This window comes from Candidatus Symbiopectobacterium sp. NZEC135, from assembly GCF_025962695.1.
Genome location: NZ_JAGFPF010000348.1, coordinates 1 through 1,710, shown reverse-complemented (window position 1 = coordinate 1,710; position 1,710 = coordinate 1). Strand labels below are relative to the sequence as shown.

The 1,710-nt window shown below is 45.6% G+C and carries 1 protein-coding gene and 1 pseudogene; both read left to right on the top strand.

The window, feature by feature from the left end:
- On the top strand, window positions 1-1,005 hold a 1,005-nt coding region (locus J5224_RS26720), incomplete at its 5' end, for a TonB-dependent receptor (protein ID WP_264628187.1).
- Window positions 1,006-1,203: 198 nt separating this feature from the next.
- Window positions 1,204-1,710 (top strand): annotated as a pseudogene (locus J5224_RS26715) (ABC transporter ATP-binding protein); the annotation flags it as partial.

The window sequence follows — 1,710 nt, the reverse complement described above, 5'->3', positions numbered from 1 at the left end:
GGTATTAGCGCAGGCGTGGGTGGGATTTATCAACAACAGTGGCGTTCACCGGGCGCTGGGCGTGGTGTGACGGAATTGGCGACCAATCAAAACGGTTTTGGCGAAGCCTGGTTGCGTTGGCAGTATCAGGATTTCCGCTTTACGGCGGGCGATCAGCGCATCGATATTCCCTTTATGAGCGACTATGACTGGCGTATTACGCCCATTCTGTTTCGCGCTGTGGATATGCATTGGGGCGATAAAACCGATTTCGTACACGCCACCAAGATATACCGCTACAAGCCGTGGCGCAGTGATAAATTCCTGGCAACCAGTGCTTATAGCGCGATTAAAGAAGAGACCAACGGCGCCTGGGCCGTGGGGGCGGGTCGCTCCAAGCAGGTGGGCGACATGACGCTGACCGGCCAGTTATGGTATGAAAGTTATGATGACTACGTGAATATTTTCTATAGCGAAGCGCACAGTCAGTGGAAAACTGCGCCGTGGCAGCCGGATATCGGCGTGCAATTTATTCGCGGTAGTGGCGAAGGTGAGCGTTTGCGCGGCGAAGTCGATAGCACCTCTTACGGTGTGCAATTGGCGCTAACGCCGACTAGCAAAGTGAAGTGGTCTATCAACTACAACCACATTGTCTCCAACCCTGAGGCCTATCTGAATGGGGCGCTGGTGACGCCCTATTCCAGCAGCACCTCGTCGGGTAAATATTTCGCACAGCCGTATTTTACCAGCACCCAGGATCTCGGTACCGGCAATGCCTATTCCACACGTATCAGCTATCAGATTATGCCTGCATTGAGCATCGGGACTTACTATTCCTTTATGGACCTGAAAAGTTCAGCCAGCGCGCCCAGCCGTAATCAGTCTGAATATGTGGTCTTTGGTATTTACCAGTTTGATGGTGCCTTAAAAGGATTAAGTTTGTCTAATTTCCTTGGGGTACAAACCTCGCCGGTTTACGATTATTCGTTTTGGCAGAATCGTGTTTCTCTGCAATATAATTTCTGATGTTGTTTTTTTGAAAAGGTATCCATGGCGGATACCTTATCTTCTCCCCAAATGCACCCTTAACTGATGTCTGCTTTGCACTTTTCATCTATACTTCTGAAAATTAGGCATAACGTACTGATTGCAATGTTATTTACGAGTGGTATGGTAAGTCGCTTCCTGCATGAAGCGTGACGTTTTCTAACACTGGGCGGTGTGATGAATAAGCTTGTGGAGTTTTATAAGCTCTTTAATTATTCGATTTTTCTTTTATTTTCATCCTCACCACTGCTATCAGTGTTATTTGTTTTTTTGGTCGTAATTCAAGGCATTATGCCGACATTAAGTGTTATGTTGGGCATTAGGTTAGGGAATCTTATCGGCCATGCTAACCAAACTGACATTTTTATTACCTCTATTGCCTGGGTAGTGACCTTTGTTATTCCTGGTGTGTTGGCCCCGATAGTCAGCACGCTGCAAAGTGTTTTGAATCAGAAAGCAACCTTTTTAACGCAAAAAAAGATAATGTTGTCCGTTTCCAGAATAAATGATCTGAATGTGATAGAGACAGAAAAGATTCACAATGATTTTGAAACCTTGTCACGAGAAGCATCAAATAAACCACTGAATTTATTAGTCAACTTGGTGAGTGTTTTCAGAGACTCGATAACATTAGTTTCTCTGTCTTTATTGATATCGACTATTGTTTGGTGGCTGCCTTTTGCA